At 69.1% G+C, this 21,996-nt stretch carries 3 protein-coding genes (1 of these 3 cut by a window edge); all 3 read left to right on the top strand.

What is annotated here, in order from left to right:
* Positions 1–49 precede the first annotated feature (49 nt).
* Complete coding sequence (locus tag ABZV58_RS11880; RefSeq protein ID WP_355000135.1) at positions 50–367, top strand: hypothetical protein; 318 nt, start codon at positions 50–52, stop codon at positions 365–367.
* 76 nt (positions 368–443) lie between these two features.
* On the top strand, positions 444–938 hold the full coding sequence (locus tag ABZV58_RS11875) for a YbaB/EbfC family nucleoid-associated protein (RefSeq protein WP_355000134.1): 495 nt from the start codon (positions 444–446) through the stop codon (positions 936–938).
* A gap of 16 nt (positions 939–954) precedes the next feature.
* Positions 955–21,996 carry the 5' portion of a sigma factor-like helix-turn-helix DNA-binding protein gene (locus tag ABZV58_RS11870; protein ID WP_355000133.1) on the top strand. 20,037 nt of this gene lie beyond the right edge of the window, so the window shows 21,042 of its 41,079 coding nt (coding positions 1–21,042); its start codon is at positions 955–957; its stop codon lies beyond the right edge, outside the window.

Here is a 21,996-nt window from a genome sequence, read left to right as displayed (position 1 = left end):
ATCAGCCGCTTTGTGGCTGGTACGGGCGTTGTGAGAAGAGAGGTGCCACGTGGACGTCGAGAGTTTTGTGGAAAAGCAGCGCATCGCGGGCACCGACACCGGCAAGGTCCGCGACCGCATGGACGGCCTCGCGGATCGAGTGCAGGCGCAGCTGGATTCGCTGATCTCGATCGTCAGTTCCGACCCGGTCTTCGGCAAGAAGTTCATGGATGATCCGAAGGGTCTGAAATACCAGCTCGAGGGCGCTGTCGAGGGCACACGGACCATGGCGAAGTCCTGGGGCAAGCTGTCCGACGGCCAGTTCCAGAACGCGACGAACGCCGAACGCGAGGAGCAGAAGCGTCGAGAGCAGTTCGAGAACATCTGATCCGGACCGGTTGCTGGTAGTTGGCGGGCGGTCCACTCGGACCGCCATGAGAGTTTGTGGAGTGGGTGAGAACTAGATGGCCAGACGCGATGCCGAGATCGCCGATGTGATGGACGAATTCCGCAGCCGCATCCGCGAGATCGCCGAGATGCAGCAGCAGCGCGTCAAGCTCACCGCCACGGCGAGCACCAGGGACCGGCAGATCTCGGTGACGGTGAACGCGAACGGGGTGGTCATCCAAACCAAATTCGGCAGCGGCATCGACGAATACAGCTACGAGGACATCGCCAAAGCCATCACTCGGCTGGCTCAGCAGGCCGCCCAGGATGTGTTCGATCAGAGCAAGCGAGTGATGGCCCCCTTGGCGGAGGAGCGAGCGCGGCTGCCCAAGCTCTCCGACGTGATCCCGGGGATGCCCGACTTCCAGAGCGAGATCCCCACGGAACCCCCGGTTTCCGTCGCGCCGCCAGGCGACGCCGAGCGCGAGGAAACGGAGATGGTCTTCACCGATGTGGAGACCATCGAGGACAAGCCCGAAACCGGAAAGGGCGTCACCGACTCGGTTTGGTGACGTGCGCGCGGTTTAGATGGGTTACTGGCATATTCCCGACGAGTTCGCCTGGGTCGGGTGGGTGGCGGGTGCGGAGATCACCCACATCGATCCCAATGATCTGGACGGGATCTCGGATGTGCTGCGTGAGGTCGGTCGGGAGATCCTCGAGCACGCCATCGCAGAAGCCGATACCGCCAGCCAATCGGTCCGCGTGTCCTACCCGCTGGGCAGCGGCGGCGAGAAGATCTTCGATTCGCTCCAGAGCGTAATCCACGGCCAAGACCCGAAGCATGGCTCCATCGAGCTGATGGGCAAGTCCTTCGACCAGCTGGCCACCGCGGTCGACGACTTCACCGGCGAGGTACACGCCAATCATTTGAGTGCGATCTTCGCGCTCGGCTGGCTGGTCATCGAGCTGACCTGGGCGGCGGCCGCGGGCCCGGCCGCGCCCGCCGTCCAGGCCGGTGCGATCGCTGCCACCCGCGCCGCTTTCCGGGTGATCGGCGGGATTCTGGAGAGCGCCATCGCTCGAATCATCGGTCAGCGCTTCCTGTCCGAGGCGGCGCGCACCGTCATCGCCAAGGTCGTCTACGAGATGATTCAGGAGGGTTTGGTCGAGGTCGTCCAAACCACCATCGAGGAAGCCGCTATCCACAACATCCTCAAGGCGGAGGGCCTGAAGTCGCAGCCCTTCGACTGGGGAGGCTACCTGAAGAACGTGGGTGTCTCGTTCGCGGCGGGTGCCGCGGGTGGTGGCGCCGGGTATGGCCTGGGACATATTCCGGCGCTCAACCGGATGATGTCGAGCGACAACCGGTGGACCCGCACCCTCGGTGGTGGGCTGGTCGGCATTGGTGCGGGCGCGGCCGGTGCGACGATGGCAGGCCTGCTGACCGGCCAGTGGACTCCGCATGCGTTCGTCGGTGGCAGCCTTTCCGGTGCGATCCCGTCCGCGGCGTCGAGTTTCCGTGGCAACCGTCAGTTCTTGGGTGGGCCCAACATCGGCGGCGGGAACTTCAACGTGAGCCCGCCGGACGGCACCGCGCCGCCAGGTCAGCCGACCAATGGGACCGATCCCGCCAATCCCACCGGGGACAACTCGGGCACCGGAAACCAGAACAGCACCGGAAACCAGAATGGCGTCGGCAATCAGAATGGCGCCGGCAATCAGAACGGCGCCGGAAATCAGAACGAGACCGGGGACAACAGCCCGGGCACGAACACTGCCAATGCCGGCAACACGTCCGCACCGCCAGCCGGGCAGGATACGAACGCGCCGCAGGCCGGTGCCGCCGACTCGGGCGCCGGAAATCAGAACGGGGCCGGGGACAACAGCCCGGGCACGAACACCGCCAGTGCCGGCAACACGTCCGCACCGCCAGCCGGGCAGGATACGAACGCGCCGCAGGCCGGTGCCGCCGACTCGGGCGCGGGAAACCAGCAGCAGGCCGGCGCCGGTCCGCAGGCGGGTCCGCAGTCGAGTCAGCAGAGCTCGGAAGCCGGTGCGAGTGACAGTAATTCGTCGAATTCTGGTGGAAACCAGAGCAATTCGGCTCCCCAGGCGGGTGATTCGAGTTCGGCAGCCGACAATCCCAGCTTGCGTGCGTCGGATCCTGTTGCTGGAGAGGGTGTTACGGATCCAGGAGCGGGGGCGGCGCGGGTCAGCCCGGTCACCGATCCGGGCGCGGTCGACAACCTAGCCGGTACACCGCTGGGCGGCTCCCAAATCGGTTCTGGCGCAGGCATTTCGGTCGACCCCCACTCGAACCTGAACATCGGCTCGAACACCGCGTTCAACGGAGCCGGAATGGCGGCGCCGGGGTCGACTGCGCCCGGTGTGAGCACGTCGGCGCCGGGCGCGTCCACGAGCACGGGTGCGTCCAGTGTCGCGCCGGGCAGCTCGTCGTCCGCGCCGGGGGCCACCTCCGCGTCTCCGACAACTGGCCAGTCGAGCTCCGCCACCGGCCAGCCGGGCGCGGGGCGGCCTTCGACGCCCAATATGCCCGGTGTGTCCCGCGCCGGGGACACCTCCGTTGCCGGTTTCAACGACGGCACGGCCAACGTCACTCCGAGCACCGACGCCGCGTCGACATCCGCGTCGCGCGCGGGCTCCTCCGTTCAGGCCGCAACCCCCGGCGCGGCCCCGGTCGGTCAGGTGCAGGCCCAGTTCTCGGATACTGAAGCGCCGCAACGCGATACCACGGTCGACTCGGAGAGCGACGCCGACGGCCAGGTGCAGGTCACACCGGAAAGCGACCCACAGGTCGCCCAGGCGCGGACCGATAGCACCCTGGATCCGGCGACACAGAACGACACCGACGACGATGCGCTCGCGCGGCCACGCAGCGACCGGGACCCGGCAGTGCGGCCCGACAGCGACGAGGATGCCCCGGCACGACCCGACAGTGACGAGGATGCGCCCGCGCGTCCGGACAGCGACGAGGACCCGGCGGCGCGTCCGGATGTCGGCGAGGATTCCGCGCTGTTCCTGCCGCCTCCGCCACCGACCCCTGCGGCCCCGGCTCCGGCACGCCCCAGCGCCGATCCGGACACCAGCACGGATCCCGATACCGATCCGGAAACCCGGAACCAGCCGGACGATTCGGCAGGCCAGAATCCCGACACCGACGAGAACGCTCGCCCGCGCCGGGCGCCTGACACCAGTCCAGCGACCGACGCGGAAAAGCAGCAGGCCGCCGATATCCTCGACAGCATGGCGGGCAAGCCGAAGCCCGCCGATTTCCAACTCGGCCCCAACGCCACTCAGGCCGAGGCGGATGCCTTGGCGCGCAAGAACTCCGAGCGGTGGAACTCGATCGCGCCGGAGCAGCGGCTGGTCCTGCTCCGGGTGCATCCGGCCAGCTTCGGCAACAATGCGCCGGGCATCCCCGCGCCGGATGTCCACACCGCCAACTGGATACGGATCGACCGAGAGTCGCGGGATCTGATCGCCCGCAGCGGGTTGACCGTAGCCCAACAGGCGCGGTTGGCAAGTCTGCTTGCCGAGCAACAGCGGGCCGCGGCCGCCTTGGCGCAGGCGAAAGCCGAGCAGCCGCGGGCACGGACCCAAGTGGATCCGGACAGCAGCCGGGCGGAGAAGGCGGCGGCACGCCGTCAGGCCGCCCAGGAACGAGCCGAAGCCAAACAGCGGATCAACGAGGCTCGCGCCGAGGCCGCGAAGACGGTCGAGCGCGTCGCGAACGAGCTGGAGAGTCTGGTCAGGCAGAGCAAGCTGGACTCCATCTCGCACAAGCAGCTGGTGAACCTGCTGCGTACCCGACAGGCGATCGCCACAGCGCAGGGGGTGGCCCGAGCCGTCGCGCCGAACACGCCGGTGTACGTCCTGGCCTTCGACTCCACCGCGTTCAACGGCAGCGGCCGTGCGGCCATCGCCATGGGCGACGTCGACACCGCGACCCAGTTGTCCTGGCACGTCCCGGGCCGGGACGCGTCGCTGGCCACTATCGGCAGCACCGTGAGCCAGATGGCCGGCCAGTACCAGGCGACCGCCGGACGACTACGCGTGGACGAATCGGCGGCGTCGATCGCATGGGTCGGTTACGGCACGCCGAACAAGGCCCAGGCCATGACCACCTGGCATGCCCGTCGAGGTGGCAAGCTGCTCGCCCGGGATCTGGCCGCCTTCAGCGCGACTCGAACAGCGCTCAACGAGGGTCGGTTGGCGCAGGGGCAACCGGAGATCGCGGTTTCGAACAAGATCATCGCGCGCGGCTACGGCGTCGACGTCGTCGAATCGTCCGGCCGCAAGGGTCGTTTGGAGCGTTTGGTCGACGACGTCGTGCTGGTCGGCTTCTCCGGCCAAGAAGACGCTCCGATGATCCGGAAGAAGCACTTCGGCGACGACGTCCGTGTGCACGTCCAGGATCGCGCCAACGGTCTGTTCCGCCAGTTCAACGCCCCGAATACCACCGGCGCGAAGCCGCCGAAGAACGGCGTGCCGGTCGACCGCATGTACCGGCTGGAGAACATCGCCGCAGGCACAACCGAGTTCCAAGCGCCCGACAACGAGTCGTACCTGGACACCGATCGGCCCCCATTGCGGGAGAACGGGTGTTCCGAGCAGGCGCTGTACCGGGCGCGCCAGCGTACCGGTAACCCGGACATCACCGTACCGACCGAAGTGGGCCTGGACGGCGTGTCCATGCGTCGGCTCGAAGCGCACGCCGATTCCCAGGCGACCGAGGTCAAGGTCGGCAAGCGCAAGTCGCCGCACAAGGCGATCGCCGAGGCGCTGAAGTTCATGAAGGGTAAGGCGACGGTCATCGTCGTCGACCAGAATCGAACGGTCGATGAGCACGGTGTCGGTGCGCACGCGTACGTCATGTACTACGACGAGGCGACCGGCAAGATCATGCTCGACGACCCGTACAAGCATCCGGACGGCCCGGTCGAGTTCGACCCGAGCAATCTGCCGGACGCGAAGAAGACCTGGGTCATGGTCTACGACGCGAACGGCAACTCCGTGCGCCCGCTGGCGGTGCGCCCGCTCGCGACAGGTGCCGCCACCCAGGGCCACGACGACGATGACAACCGGCCGCGGGTCGGCGACGATCAGGGCCGCCGCGATCCGATGCGCGACCTCCGGCGCTTCTTGGACGAACAGCGTCAGCAGGAGGAGCAGCGCAGGCGCGACGAAGAGCGCGGCGCCAACCAGCCCGCGCCGGACCCGGATTCGCAGCAGAACCTGGACCCGGGTGCGCAGCCCGATCCGGAGGCTCAGCGGACTCCCGATCCTGGTGCGCAGCCTGATCCGGGAGCACAGCAGACTCCCGATCCGGGAGCGCAGCCCGATCCCGAGGCACAGCAGACTCCGGACCCCGAAGCCGAATCGGCGTCCGGTCCGCAGCCGATCCCGGCTCGCCAGACGACGCCGACGGGCGACCTGTCCCCGCTGACCGACGCCGACCGCGACCGCCTGACCCGCCTTTCGCAGGCACTCGGCCTCGGCGACTCGCTGTCGAGCTTCACGGACTCGCGCCGGATCCTCGCGGATCTGGCCCAAATGGCTTGGGCGCGCGGATTCCTCGACCCGACCCCGGTCACCGGGCACATGAACGAGCACATGGGCCCGGCCGCTTTCGCTCCATTGAGCATCGACGAGCAGCATCTGGGCGAGCGGTACTGGAATTACTCGCCGGATCCGAGCGACCCGAATTTCGCCCGGCAGCGCGACGAAGCCCACGCCCTGCCGGTTGTCGATCCCGACACCCCGGCGCCCGCCATGCCGATCGCCGTGCCGGACGCGATCGCACCCGCGCTGGGACCGGCGCCGGCCCGGCCCGATTCCCGGGCCCCGCATACGCTCGCGCCGGAGTCGGAGCAGGCGCAGCTGCTGCGACAGCTGCGCCTGAACGCCGACCAGGTGACCAAGGCGAAGCTCGCGGAAACCATCGCGGAGCAGCGGTATCGGACCATGCTGCGGGCGGGGGCGGTCGAGTCGCTCGCGGCCGCCATGGCCCGGCTGGCTGCCGCCGTCGACCCCAATCAGCGGGCGGATCTCACCAAGATCGTCAACCAATGGGCGGATCTGCTCCAGCTCTCGGAAAGCGACCTGGCTGAGGGGCAGGTCGACACGACACTGGAGCGGCTGCGCGACAACGTGCTTGCCCGCGCCGTGGCCCTGAACAATCTGGCCGATGTCGCCCAAGCGGTGCACGAGGCCGAGGGCCGGGCCGACCGAGTGGCCGAGGGCGAGACCCGCCGGTACACGGTGGTGGTGGACGGTCAGCGGGTGCCGGTGCTGCTGACCGCCGACGGTTCCGGAGGATGGCGGGTGCGGCCCGCCGAGCCGCTGGCGCCGCCGCCGGTGCCGGAGCCGTCGAGCGACCCCGACGCGCAACCGCAGAGCCGGTGGAAGCGGGCGTTGCAGTTCCTGCGCACCCACCTCGGCAGCCACGGCACCGGTCGGCCGATCCAGTACGCGCTCGGTTCGGAGAACAACAGCGATCTCTACAACGCGTTCGGCGCGGAGATCGAGTTGCTGTCCGGTGACGCGGCGGCCGATGTCAGTGGGTTCAACTGGGATCCGGCGTTCTTCGCGTTGCAGGCGTCGAAGCTGTGGAAGGGCCGCGAGGCGTTCTGGACCCTGGTCACCGGCAACTACTCGGCCAGTCCCCAGATCGGTCAACCGCTGGCGCCGGATCCGATCGCGCCCGACGAGCGCGCCGGCATCGACGAGGACGTGGTGGCGCCGGTTCCGGACGCCGAACCGCAAGGCCCCGATCCGGATCTGGCCCGCCGCGGCACGGAACTCGGCAATGCCATCGCCGACCGCAATGCCGCCCGAATCGCGCTCTACCGGGGCGCGGCCGCGCTGTCGCTATCGCTGGACGACCTCAGCCCCGACGCGGTACGGACCGCGGTCGGTGAGGCGAACTACCGGGCGATGCGGCAGGCCGCGGCGGCCGCGGCGTACGCGCAGGCGGCCACGCGGTTCCACAACGAGAACGAGCGCCTGCGCTATCTGCCGACCAACGACGCGCGGCCGGATCCGCTCGAGCGCTATATGCGCGAGCAGGCCATCAAGGCTGGTCTGCCCGGTGCGGACTCCGAAGCCAATGGCGTCAACAACAATCCGACGCGGCTGAAGCTCTGGTGGGATCCGGAGGGCAACCCGAGCCCGGAGGCCCGCCAGGCGTTCCTGGAGGCGGTGCAGCGCGAACAGGTACGCGCCGAACTGGGCACCTGGGCCAACCTGCTCGATGTCGATCCGGCCGCGCACAGCCCGGCCGATGTCGCCCGCGCGCTGACCGCCCTGCACGACCGCGCTGCTGAATTGGCGCGAGAGGCAGCCGTATTCGAGCGACTGGCGGCCGCCTACACCGACGCCGACACCGCATTCGCCAGAATCGCCGAGGAGATGGCGGCCACGGCGGGGCACCGGTGGTTGCTCGACCAGGGCGGCGACCTGCTGGATCCGGACAATGCGCCGGGTATCGGCCTGCTGGACGGCGATCCGCAGCGCCTGGTGGTGATCAACGACGGCGGCGATCACGACCAGCAGCTGGCCAACGCGCTCGCCGACCCGCGTAATACCGATATCGCGCAAATGCTGACCCAGGGCGAGCTGGAGCTGGAGTACCGGGTCGCCTGGGCCGACCGCTCCGGCGTCATCCATGTGGCCGAGGTGGACGCGCCGCAGGTCCGGCATTTCTCCGGCGCCGTGGATGGTCGCGGGCTCGAGTTCACCATGGTCCGCGACGACGACGACAGCCCCTGGCGAGTCATCCCCAGCGAAAGCGCGGTCACGCCGCCGGACAACCGGATTCCGGTGCCCGACCCCACCGCGCTGTCGACCGCGGAGCTGGTAGCCCGCGTCGAGGACGCGGCGGCTCGGCAGGGTGTCCAGCTGGCCGATCTGGCCCCGGACCGTGTCGAGGACACCCTCGACACGGCACGGGCCGCGAACCGGTTGCGCGCGGTGCGGATCGAGGCCATGGCCGATCTGGCCCGCCTGCACGCGAATGTGGCCCGCTTCAACGCCTTCGAACGGGCGCTGCACGAGGCCGAGGTGAACCGGTCCGAGCTGCGCGGGCGCCCGCTCGACGCGATCGAGGAGCTGAAGCAGCGGCATCCCGAACGGGCCAAGAAGCTGGACGCCCTGGCGAAGCTGCTGAACCGGGACCCCGATCTGGTCGATTTCGATCCGAATCTCTACGACGCGCAGGATCGGCTGCGGCCGGGTGGGCTGCCGATGCATCACAGCGACACCCACGACCAGGTGGGGTTGCTCGTCGACGATATGGCGGACTTCCTGGCGCTCGCCCGGCACGGCCAGACGCTGCCCGGCAAGGTCCCCGGCATCCCGGATCCGGACGCCGACTGGCTGCACCTGCTTGGCGTCGACATGGACACCGCCACCCCGGCCGAGCTGGAGTCGATCTACAAGAATTTCCGGGCGGGCCGGCTCGACGCGGCCGCGCTGCGCACGCCGGAGCAGATCGCCGAGGCGCTGGCGGAACTGCGGGCCGATGTCCGCGCGGATGCCGCCGATCTGGCCGCTCTGGCGGCGTTGTCGGAGACCTACTACCGCGTGCCGACCGGCGGCACGCCCATCAATCACTGTGTGCCAAGGGCTTTCGACCAGCTGGCAGTGCGGCACCCGAACGTGCTCGGCGAGTTCGCCGTCGATCCCGACCGGATCGGCGGTGTGCCGTGGGCCGATCTGTCGGACCGCTTGGGGACCGCGCAGCCCGAGCCGTTCCTGCCGGGGGAGGAGGGCAGCGCACATGCCCGCCTGCTGACCACCTTGCGTGCGCAGGGCCCGGGCGCCTCGGCCCTGGTGATCGACCAGCGGACCACTGTCGACGACTACGGTGTCGGCGGCCACATCTACACCGTGACCTACCTGGGCCAGGATGTCTTCGATGTGGACGGCCAGCGGGTTCTGCTCACCGATATCGATGACAACGGCCAAGAGCAGTTGTTCGACCTCGGCCCCAGTGGCGGCACCGATCCGCTGTCGCTGGCCGAATTGACCGGTGGCACACCGGCGGAGACCGCGGCCACCTGGGCGAGCATCTTCCAGAACGACGCTCATGTCCCGGGTCTCGGCGACGAGGGGCCGATGCCGGACGCCGGTGTGCGTTTCGGCCAGGATCTGCCCACTCCGCGTAGGCCCGAGGACCCGGTGCATCAGGCGGCGCGGTTCTTCGGCGAAACACCGAGTCTGCGTACGGAACCGGAATCCGGGGCCGAGCCTTCCGCCGCGCACCTGGCCTACGCGCAGACCCTGGCCGAGCGCCTCGGTCTCGCGGAAACCCTCGGGGCACTGCCGGATCCGCAGTCCGCACTCCAGGACATGTCGCAGATGGCATTGACCCGGCACTTCCTGGATGCCTCGCCGGACGGCCTGGCGAACCAGCACATGCTGTTCCCGGCGAACTTCGACACGCTCACAGCGGACGAGCAGTTCCCCGGGGAGCACTACTGGCGCTACCCGTCGGATCCGTCCGACGCCGATTTCCTAGCCCAGCGCGACGCGGCCGAGGAGTTCCAGCGGTCGATCGGCAACCCGCCGGAAACCCAACCGGCGCCGCCGATTCCGCTCGCACACCCGGCTGCCGTCGCGGGGCCGTTGGTGTCGCCGCCGGACCCGGCCGACCCGCCGCGCCCGCTCACCATGGCGCAGGCGCAGCAGTCGCTCGCCGACCAGCTCGAGCTCACGACCGAGCAGCGCGAACCGGCGAATCTCGCGACCACCGTCGCGCAGCAGCGTTATCGAATCCTGTTGCGCGCTGGCGCGATCGAAGCGCTGGCCACCGCCATGGGGCGCCGTGACCTCGCGCTGGACCCCCAGCAGCGGACCGAGATCGACAAGATCATCGAAGTGTGGGCGAAGCTGCTCCAGATCCCGGCCGACGGCCTGGCGTCGGCGAACCTGACCGACACCCTGGAGCGGCTGCGGGCGGAGACACTGGCCCGCGCCCAGGCGGTCGCGGATCTGGCGGATGTCACCCAGGTGCTGCAAGCGGGCCCGACACCGGGTGGCCCCGTGCGAATCGACCTGGAGGTCGGCGGCGAACGTATCCCGGTCCAGCTGACGCCGGACGGTTCCGGCGGTTGGCGCGTGGAACCGGCCACCCGCCTGCCCGCGCCGGAGGTGCCCACCGCCGCGATCGCCAAGGCGCCGGAAGCGGACCCGGGCGTCATCCGGACCCTGCGAGACCGGCAGGGCGTGGTGAACCCGCAGCACCCGCCGTCGGAGATGGTGCCGCTGGGCCAGTCGTTCACGGTGCAGAATTTCGGTCAGCTGGCCGACAGCGACTTCTGGGGCAACTTCGAGGCCAACCCCGCGTTCACCGTGCGCGAGGTGGTCAACCTCAAGCGCAACTGGCCGAAGATCAAGGCCTTCCTGCTCGGCCAGGTCACGTCGGCGGAGTCGCACGGACCCGTCACGCGCACCGGCGATGTCTACGACTACGCCCGCGAAGACGCCGACCCGCAGAAGATCAGCGAGAACGAGGCCGAACTCCGCCGCCTCGGGCTGGCCGACCGCTTCCTCGCGGGACCGCCCGCGCCACCGGCACTTCCGCCCGCGCAGCCCACGCCTGGAATCGACGCCTCGCTGGAACCGCCGGTCCCCGCCGACGCCGAACACGATCCGTCGGCGTTGGCGCACGACGAGCTCGCCGAATGGGGTCAGGAGGTCCGGCAGGCCGCGCAGGAGCTGGATGCGCGGGCGCGGGCGCTGCTGGCGCTGGCGGGCCCGCTCGGCATCGAACTGCCGGACCTGAGCCCGGAGTCGGTGCGCGCCGCCATCGATCAGGCGCGGTATCTGCTGACCCGCGAAGCCGTTACGGCCGAGGCGTTCAAAGCGGCGCTGGCCCGGTACGACGCGGAGAACGCGGACATTCCCTTCCTGCCCGATATCGACCTGTCGCATCTGCTACCGGCAGCGGTCATCAACCGGCCGAGCCCGCTGGAGCGGTACGCGCGCGAAGTCGAGGCGGCCCGGAACGGTCGCGCGACCCTCATGGGCTGGACCGGCGTCAACAACAACATGCAGGGCGGCCGCATGTGGTGGGACCTGTCGCACCGCGACACACCCGCGGGCCGCAGATTCTTCGAGGAGGCCCTGCGCCGCCACCACATCCGCACCGAGCTGGACCACCGCGCGCACATTCTCGGCATCGATCCCGAGAGCCCGAATGTGCTGACGGAGTTGCAGACTCGGCTCACCGACCTCCAGGATGCGGTCACCGCCTTCCAGCGGCAGGCGCAGCAGGTCCTCGACGCCGACGACAATTTCGGTCAGCACGCCGAGGTGATGGCGAATATCGCGGGCAGCGAATGGATTCGGGTCAGCGGCGGGTTCCTGATCGATCCGGCCAACCATCCGGGCGTCGGGCTGGTCGGTTCGCCGATGAAGTTGGTCGTCATCGACAACGCCATGAATCACGATGCGGCGCTGGCGAAGGCACTAGCCGACCCGGCGAATTCCGAACTGGTGGAGCTGATCGACAACGGCAGTCTCGAGGTCGAGTACCGCGTGGCCTGGCCGCGTGAGGTCGGCGGCACCTGGCGGGTGGCCACGGCGGCGGTGGATTCGCCTGCGGTACGCCATATCTCGGAAGAGTTCGACGGCCGGAACCTGACCGTCACCATGGTGCGCTACGAGGGCGGCCCCTGGCAGACGGTCACCGATCCGGCGCAGGCGGAACCGAGCGGCCCGGCGCTGGACCTGTCCCGGATGTCGCGCGGCGAAATCGAAGCAGCCATCACCGAATTGGTGGGCCGCCTGCCGATCGGTCGCGTCGATCTGACCCCGGGCCAGATCGACGCCACCCTGGAGCGGCTGCGTTTCGACAACGAGGTACGCGCCGCTCAGATCGAGGCGCTGGTCGAGTACGCGCGCAACCTGCACGCCCTGGACGCCTACCACAAGCTCGACACCGCACTGAACAAGCTGGAGCTGTCCCGGGCCGAGCTGGCTACCGATCCCAAGGCCACGCTAGAGGCGCTGAAGACAGCGAAACCGAAGCTGACCAAGGAGATCGACGCGCTGCTGAAGCAGCTGGAGGCCGATCCGGAGCTGTTCACCCGGGATCCGCGGATCGCCGACGACATCGCCCCGATCAACCTCGCCGACGCGCCCGCGCACCTGGCGGAGCTGATCGCCGACGTCGATCTGCTGCTCGCGCGACTGCAACTAGCCGGTCCTGGCACCGTGCCGGGAGTGCCGGTACCAGAGCAGGATTGGGTGCGCCTGCACGGCGCCGACATCTACAACACCACCGACGCGCAGTACAAGGCGGCCTTCGGAAAGTTCAAGACCGAGAAGTTCGCGGACCTGTTCGTCCGCGACCCCGACACCCTGACCGCGCTGCACCAGCAGTTGCGTGCCGAGGTCCGCCAGACCGCCGCCGAGATCGAGGCCCTGACGGCACTGGTGACCTACTACAGCAGCGAGATCGATCCCGCCGGTCCCGCCGCGATCAACACCTGTGTCTCCGATTCGCTCAGTCGTGTCCTGGCCGACCAGGGCAACATCGTCGATGTCCCGATCCCTCTGCCGAACAACCTGTCCGGCCGCGACTGGCAGGACGTGCGGCCGATGCTGCGCGGCGCCCAGCCGGGCGGCTTCGACAACAGCGACGCCCGCGGCCACGTCGAACTGATCCAGGCGCTGCGCGAGCAGGGCGGCCCCGGCGCCATCGCCTGGGTGCTGGACGAGCGATGGACCCCCGACGCGCACGGTGTCGGCGCGCACTCCTACACCGTGAAGTATCTGGGCGGCAATCAGTTCGAGATCGACGGCCGCCGCGTCACCTACGACGAGGTCGGCTCCAAGCGCAGCAACCTGGAATGGTTCGTCGCCCCGGACGGCACCCGGGTCTCGCTGGCCGATCTCACCGGCGGTAGCCGCTACGAAACCAAAGCCACCTGGGCCGTGGCCTGGAAGGCCGGTCAGCAGGTGGCGAACTTCGGCGACCTCGCCGCCGCACTGCCCGCCGCCGATCTCGCCATCGGCCAGACACCGGACCCGAACGCCCCGGTGCCCGCGCATCGGCAGCCACCGGCCAACGCGCCGCCCAGCCCGGCGGCCGAGGTGGCGCGGTTGCGCGCCGAGATGGCCGCCGCGGTGGCGAGGGAAGCCGACCTGCGCGCCGAGATCGCGGATCTGCGGCAGCAAGCCATGGCCGCGCAGAACGCCGGGGATCGCGAGCTGGCCCGTAGCTTGGCGGCCGACATCGAGCAGCGCGTCGCGGAAACCGGTGCGGCGGAGTCCGCGCGCGCCGCGGCGGTCGAGGTGTGGCAGACCTCGATCACGCAGCAGGGCAGCGACCTGCAAGCCCGCATCGACGCGCTGGAGGCGCAGCTGGCCACCCACCTGGGCGGCGACACCGAGATCGCGCGGTTCCGCTCCGATATCGACCTCGTGGACAACCTCGAGGCCGCGTTCCAGCTGCGGGACCGCATCGAGACCGCCGAGCGCGTCCAGCAGACACTGGAACAGCAGATCGACCGCGGTAGAGCGTTGCGGGACAAGCTGCGTGCGGGCATCGCGCTGCTCGAGGCCGACACGGTCGATACTCCGGAAGCGGAGCAGGCCCGGAACCAGGATCTGGCCGCTGCCCGCGCCGAACTGCGGCAGGCCACGCATGCTCTCAGCGAGGTGGAGAACTCGCTGGAACTGCTGCGGAGGAAGCTGCCGCCGGGTGATCTGACCCTGATGAAGTCCGCGCTGACGACGGAGATCATCTCCGCGACGAATGCGCGGGCCGCGCTCGCCCAGGTCTTCCAGATCAGCGATACCGATCACCTCAACCCCCGCTACCCCGGACCGCGGGAACCTGGCGCCGAGCTGGTGCAGCAGCTACGCGAGGCCGCCAAGCAGCTGAAAGACGCGGAATCGCAACGGGGCGAGCTGGCCGAGCGGCAGGCCGCGCTGGACGCGATGAACGCCCTCGGCCTGCTGCCGATCTCGGAGCGGGTCGGCGTGCGGCCCGCCGCGCAGCCCACCGGGCTGTTCGGGGACAGCGAGATCGTGGTCGTCGGCACCGACACGGACGTCAACGGCTACCGGCAGGCGCTGCAAGCGACGCTGTCGGCGCGGACCGACCTGAATCTGCTGCTCGGCATGGCGAAGTCGGACACCACGCCGCTGACCGTGCGGTTCACTCGGGTACAGCTCGACGCGCGGGGCCACTACGAGAGCACCGTCGATCTGCCGTCCACCGATGCCGAACTGACCCAGCGCGCAGGCGCCTGGGAGCCGGGGAAGCATCCGCGCAAGTGGGAGAAGGAGAAGTGGACCGATCCGCAGCCGCCGTTCCTGTTCAAGGTCTCTATGGTCCCGACCTTCGACAAGATCATGGCCGGGCTGCACGAATTCGAGGCCGGTGAGGTTCCAGGGTTCCTGTTCCCGCAGAATCCGCCGTTCTCGCCGACGATCTACAACGTCCCCGAGGGTGTGAACGCGTGGAGCTCCGATGTCGGGCTCAACCTGTTCCACCTGCGTATTTTCGCGCTGGGCATCCTGGACCGGATTCCGGGCCATCCGTGGACGAAGAACCTGATCCAGAACCGTCCGTGGATCGGCAAGTTCGTCCTCTCGGCCACCCGGTGGCTGCCCGCGAACACCGCGCACGGGAAGTCGATCGAGCTGCCGCTCTCGGCCGACTTCGCCAAACGACATCCGGCGTTGGCCTGGGCAATGGCCGATGTCGCGCAATGGATTCCGGCGGTGCGCGACGGCCGCTGGATCCAGCTGATTCCGATGGTGCGCGGCACCCGCACCTACGGCTGGCTCGACACCAGCCAGCCCGATCCGCAGACGCTGCACAACCCGGAACTGGCCAAACCGCAACTGAATTCGGAGCAGGCGCGCCTGGACGGCTCCTACGCGCTGCCCTACACCGGCGAGAGCGTCGAGATTCCAGAGGCGCTGCGGCAGCGCTGGGCCGACAACGAAGCCGAACGGGCCGAGCTGCGGGAGCGGACCGAGGCCGCCTACGAGGGCTTCGAGCGCAACCGGGTCTTCGAGGCCGACAGCAACTTGGCACAGATCGCCGACCATGCCCTCGCCGATCCGGATCGTTACTCCGGCGGCGATCCGAAGCGCTGGGTGCGCGGCAAGGGCAATGCCTGGGTGCGCGACCCCGACGGTTCGACCATGGCCAAGCACGGCGACGGCTCGACCTGGCTCAAAGACCACGCGGGCAACCTGCGCTCCCGCGACGAGATCATCGAGACACTGCGCCAGGTGCGCGAGTACCTGCTGCGCAACACAGAGATCCCGCAGAACACCGACATCGCCGCCATGTGGCAGCGGCTGCTGTCCAACCAGGCGGTGCGCGAGGACATCGTCGGGATCGAGGCCGCACTCGCCTCGATCGAGTTCCTCGCGCAGAACCCCGGCGCCACCGTGCAACAGGCGACCGCGGCGGCGAAAGCCGCGGGCTACGACTGGGATCAGCGCCCGCGCCATCCGCGCGCGCGCACCCTCTGGCAGCGCCTGACCGGTGCGCGCCCGACACCGCTCGGGTTCACCTCCGAGATCGACCCGATAGCCAACGATCCGGCGCGCACCCGCCGGTTCGGCAGCACGCTGTACTACGGCGTGCAGGGGCTCGGCCATATCCGAGATCAGTTGTCCGCCATCATGTCCGGCTGGCCCCAGGCGAAGGTCGAGACGGCACTGGACGAGGTGACCGATCTCGTCGCCTTGGCGACCCAGTCCCACCACGGTGATCACGGCATCGCCCGCGGCGGCGTGCATGTCTCGGCGCGGGTGACCGGCGAACCCGGCCTGGGTGTGCTCGAGGTGAAGATCGTCTCCGACGGCGACGGCACCCTCGGCCCGCAGCGCTACCTGCTCGACGAGCACGACAACAACTGCGTGCGACTGGCGGGCGAGCACGTCAACGCCGCACAGGGCGGAGTCGTCACCGACGCGGATCTGCTGGCTCCGTCGACGCTGGCCGGTGTGCGGTTCGGCGATCTGGTGCCCGCGCTCAACGGCGCACCGCTGCAAGGCTTCGCCACCGACGACCAGGCCAGCGGCCATGCCCGCTTGGTCCAAGGTCTGATCAACGCGGGTCCCGGCACCACCGCCTACGTCATCGAACAGCGCGGCAACCCGGACCGGCACGGCGCCATCGGCCACGCCATGTCGCTGCACTATGTCGGCGAGGTCGACGGCCGCCACGTCTTCGAACTCAACGGCGAGCGGGTCACGCTGAACCGTGTCGAGAACGGCCGCGAATACTTCGACGCCCCGGTCGCGGCCCTGCCCAGCGGCCGGTCCCAGCAGGTCTCCCTGGCCGATCTCGCGGGCGGCACCCGCGAGGGCACGGTCGCCCTGTGGGCCACCGCCTACCAGAACCAACAGGCGATCGTCCTGGACACCGGCGATGTGAACGCCCCCCGCCCCGGCGACAACGCCTACATCGGCTCGAATCCGGCCGACCGATCCGGTGATTCGCGGGACGCGGAGCAGTCCGGCGCCGAGCAGGACAGCGACGAGGCCACGGCTGAATCCGAGCAGCAGGCGCCACCGGAGGGGTGGCTTCTGTCCTCGGAGATGCCGCGTACCGCGGTGTCGGTGATCCGTGAGCTGATGGTCGAGGGACAGTCGGCGGTGCTGGCGGATCCGAGCCGGGCGCGGGAGATCATCGCCGAGATCGGCGAGCGGTTCCTGGTGTCGAACGCTCCGGAGAAGGTGAACGGGCCGCAGCGACTCATCCAGGACATCTTCCCACCGCAAGAGCTTGCGTACCTGCGGTATTCGCTGGAGCGGTCGATCGCCTCCGGGGTGCTGCAATACAAGCTGACCCAGACCGCGTTGCAGCAGATGATGGCGCATCCGGAGCGAATCGCCATCGCGGTGCGTGGCGACTACACGACCACCGAGCCGGACTACTACGCCTCCACCCTGCGCGAGGACTACGTGATGGTCGGCCAGGACGGCTATCCGCGCGGTTCCGGAATGCACGCGTTCATGCAGGCCGCGGTCGAGCATCTGACCGCGACCTGGCCGCTGATGTCCGACCCGGTGTGGGCAGAGCTCGCCGCGATCAAGGAAGAACGGTCCGCCGACCGCAAACCGCTGCTGGAGGCGATCCCGGCGAATCGGCGCGAAGAGCTGGATCTGCCCGCGCATTCGATCGGTGTGTACAACGCGCAGGGCGACAAGACGGTGCTCAGCGCGGCGACCAATATGGAGAGCATCGCGCTGGTGCTGCGCGGCTTCCTGACAAGTCTTTCCGAGCACGCGGATGTGATCGCGGGTTGGTCTTGGGCGAGCATTCAGCACGCCTTGTTCCAGTTCACCAGCCAGTTCAGCGTGATGGCCGGTGTCACCTTCAGCACTCTGGGCAAGTTCACCGCGCCGCGGAACCCACCGCAGTTCGCCATCGAGTTCGATATCCCGAACCAGAAGATCACCAAGGTGCGAATCACCGGCGAAACCATGGAGATTCGCCGCGACACCCGCAACGGCGTGTGCCCGGGCTTCGTCGGAATCAAGCCGGACGGCCAAGCCGTCGAACCGATCGACCAGCTCCAGCAGTCCTTCGACGAGCGCGAGATTCCGACGAAGGGCCACAGCTCGGGCTCCAATATCGCCATGCGCCTCGGCGGTTTCCTGCTGCCGCTGCTCGGCCGGGACTACCCCGCGCTGCGGGTGCTCACCAACCCGGCGCTCAGCGAGTACAACACCGGCATCAACACCTGCTTCGTGGATTCGATGACGCGGGTGGCCGACGACCAGAACACCCCGGAGCGGCCGAACGTCGTCACCGTGCCCCCGCTGGATCCCCGCAATCTGTCGGGTATCTCGTGGTCCGGTGCTCAGCCGAGCTTGCGCGGCGCCGTGGCCGAGGGCTTCGATCACCCTGGCATGTCGGCGCATGCCAACCTGATCGACGGTCTGATGCATCGCGCCGGGCCCGGGTCGATCGCCTGGGTGCTCGATCAGCGCACGACCGAGGACCGCTACGGCGTGGGCGCGCACTCCTACACGGTGAAGTACCTGGGCGAGAACAACTTCGAGGTCGACGGCGCTCCGGTCACCTACCAGCACACCGACGATCACGGCGTGGCCTGGTTCACCACTCCGGCCGGTGACAGCGTCACGCTGCTGGATCTGACCCATGCGACCCCCGAGGAAACCGGGAGGACCTGGGCGGTGGTCTGGCGCGACGGCGAAGTCGTCGAGAACGTGGGCGATCGCGCGGCCGCGCAGCCCGACGCCGATCTGCGGATCGGTCAGACGCCGGACCAGAACTCGCCGGTCCCCGCGCACCGTCAGCCGCCCGCGCACGCGCCGCCTCCCACCCAGATCGCCGCGGTGCGCGCCGAGATGTCCGACGCGCTGGCCCGCGAGACCGCTGCCCGAGCCGAATCGATGCGGGTGGCGGCCCGAGCGCTGGAGGCACTAGAGGACGGTCGCAGCGGGGACGCGCAGGTCCTGTCCACCCGGGCCGAACAGCTCACCGAGACAGCGGAACTCGCCAAGGCCGAGGCCGAAGCGGCGCGCGCCGCCGCCGTGCGGGCGCACCGAGAGGCGCTGTCCCGGTCCGAGCAGGAGACGCGGGCGCGCCAGGCGGAGTTGGCGGCCGAGGTCGCCGACCTGCAACAGCAGCTGACCGATGCGATCGGTGACGACACCCAGACGGCACAGTTCCGCACGGATCTGGAGCTGGTCGACAACCTGAGCGCGGCGTTCGCGCTGCGCGATCGGGTGGACATGGCCCAGCAGGCGCAGCGCACCCTCGAGGAGCAGATCACCCGTGGTGAGAACGCGGTGGCGACGCTGCGCCGGGCGATTCTCGATCTCGAAGCGGAGGGTGTCGACACGCGTGCCGCCTCGCGGGCCAAGCAGGCGGATCTGAAGGCGCTGCGCCTGAAACTGCGCGACGCCCGGCACGCGCTGGCGCAGCTCGAGTCCGCGCACGCGGTACTGCTGGAAAAGACCCCGCCCGGCCCGCTGATCGAGCTGCGCGCCGCACTGACCCAGGAGATCCTGGCGGGCACCCGGTCGCGCAACGCGCTGGCCGACGTCTTCCAGATCGACGACGACAACCAGCTGGACCCGGAATACCAGGGACAGCTGGAGCCGGGCGCCCAGCGGATCCAGCAGCTGCGCGCGCTGATCAACCGGATCAAGGAGGCGGAAGCCGAACAGGTCCGGCTCACCGAGCATCTCGACGGGCAGCTCGCCGAGCGGCGGGCCGCGCTCGACGCGCTGGACGATCTCGGGCTCCTGCCGGTCTCCGAGCGGGTGGGTGTCCGGCCGTCCCTGCGTCCCACGGCCGTCGACACCGAGACGGTGGTCGTCGGCACCGACACCGACGTCAATAGCTACCGCCAAGCCCTGCACGCGGCGCTTCCGCCGATGACCGACCTGAATCTGATCCTCGGCATGGCGAATTCGGCGGATATCCCGGTGAGCGTGCAGTTCCGTCGGGTCGAGGTCGACGCCGACGGCGCCTACCAGCAGTCGGTGGCGTTGGCGTCCACCGACGCCGAACTCACCGCGCGGGCCGGTTCCTGGGATCCGGCCAAGCACCCGCGCAAGTGGGAGAAGGAGAAGTGGACCGACCCGCAGCCGCCGTTCCTGTTCAAGGTCTCTATGGTCCCGACCTTCGACAAGATCATGGCCGGGCTGCACGAGTTCGAGCCGGGTGAGGTTCCAGGGTTCCTGTTCCCGCAGAATCCGCCGTTCTCGCCGACGATCTACAACGTTCCCGAGGGCGTGAACGCGTGGAGCTCGGATGTCGGCCTCAACATGTTCCACGCCCGCATCCTGGTCATCGGTATCCTCCAGCGGATTCCGACGCATCCGTGGACGCGGAACCTGATCCAGAACCGTCCGTGGATCGGTAGAACCGTCCTGCGCGCCACGCAATGGCTGCCCGCCAACACGGCGCACGGACAGTCGGTGCAGCTGCCGCTGTCGGTGGACTTCGTGAACCGGCATCGGCACGTCGCTCAGGCGATGGCCGATGTGACGCAATGGATTCCGGCTGTGCGCGACGGCAAGTGGATCCATCTGATCCCGGTGGTGCGCGGCACCCGCACCTACGCCTGGTTCAACGACGGCCAGCCAGACCCGCAGTCGCTGCACCGCGACGAGCTGGCGCCGGTCGCGCTGAACTCCGAGCAGCGGCGGCTGGACGGCACGGTGGTCTATCCGTTCACCGGCGAGAGCGTCGACATCCCGGAGTCGCTCGCCGACGAGTGGCGCGCCAATGACGCTGAGCGCCAGCGGATTCAGCAGGAGACCGACGCCGCCTACGCGGACTTCGAACACAACCGCGTGCACGAGCACGACAGCCTGCTCGCGCAGATCGCCAACAACGCGCTCTCGAACCCCGACACCTACTCCGGCGGCGACCCCAAGCGCTGGGTGCGCGGTCCGGGCAAGGCGTGGGTGCGCGACCCCAAGGGCACGCACATGCCCAAGCGGTCCGACGGCTCGACCTGGCTGCGTGATCACGCGGGCAACACCCGCACCCCCGACGAGGTGGTGCGGAACCTGAACCGGGCGCGCGACTACCTGTTGCGCAATTCCGAGGTCAACCGAATCGCCGACGTCGTCCGTATGTGGAACCGGTTGATCGCCGGACACCCGGTACGCGAGGACATCATCGCCCTCGAGGGCGCGCTGTTCGAAGCGGAGTTCCTGGCGCGCAATCCGAAGGCGACCGGGCATCAGGCGCACGCGGCCGCCAAGGCGGCGGGATACGACTGGGACGCAAACCGTCCGCATCTGCCCGGCAAGCGCACGCTGTGGCAGCGCCTCACCGGCCGCCGCGCGAACCCGCTCGACTTCACTCCCGGGGTGGACCCGAACGTCAACGATCCGGCGCGCACCCGCCAGTTCGCGCTCCCGCTGTACTACGGCGTGCAGGGCCTGGACGGGGTGGACAGCAGGCTGCGGGCCGTCATGGGCGGCTGGCCCGCGGCCAAGGTCGACCAGGCGCTCGCCGAGGTGAAGGACATCGTCCACCGCGCCACCCGGTCCTTCACGACCAACGACCACGATCTGGCACGCGGCGGCGTGCACGTCTCGGCGCGCGTCACCGGCAGGGCAGGCGAACAGGTGCTGTCGGTCACCGTCGAAGTCGACGGCGACGGCGCCTTCCCGCGTACCCGGTACTACCTCGACCAGCACGACAACGACTGCGTGCGGGTCGCCGCGCGGTTCGTCAACCAGGCGCAGGGCACCACCGTCACCGACGCCGATCTGCTCGAGCCGTCGCTGGCGGGTGTGCTGTGGAGCGATATCGTCCCCAAGCTCAACGGCGCACCGGTGCAGGGCTTCGTCGCCGACGCCGACTCCACCGCCCACGCCCGCCTCGTCCGCGGCCTGCTCGACTCCGGCCCCGGCACCACCGCCTACCTCTTCGAACAGCGCGCGACCGCCGACCGCCACGGCGCCATGGGCCATGCCGCCGCCCTCACCTACATCGGTGAAAACTCGGATGGCACCCACACTTTCGAACTCAACGGGCAAAAGATCATCCTGAACCGGGTCGATCCGAACGGCCGCGAATGGTTCCGAGCTCCCGCACCCACCGGCACCCGCCAACTCACCAGCGGCACC

The organism is Nocardia sp. NPDC004654 (genome assembly GCF_040609595.1).
Lineage (GTDB): Bacteria > Actinomycetota > Actinomycetes > Mycobacteriales > Mycobacteriaceae > Nocardia.
Note: the sequence above shows the minus strand (reverse complement) of the source record. Positions and strands in the feature narration are given on the sequence as shown.

What these genes read in the sequence shown, in the direction of transcription:
- ABZV58_RS11875 (WP_355000134.1), top strand. Translation starts at nt 444, where the DNA reads ATGGCCAGACGCGATGCCGAGATCGCCGATGTGATGGACGAATTCCGC.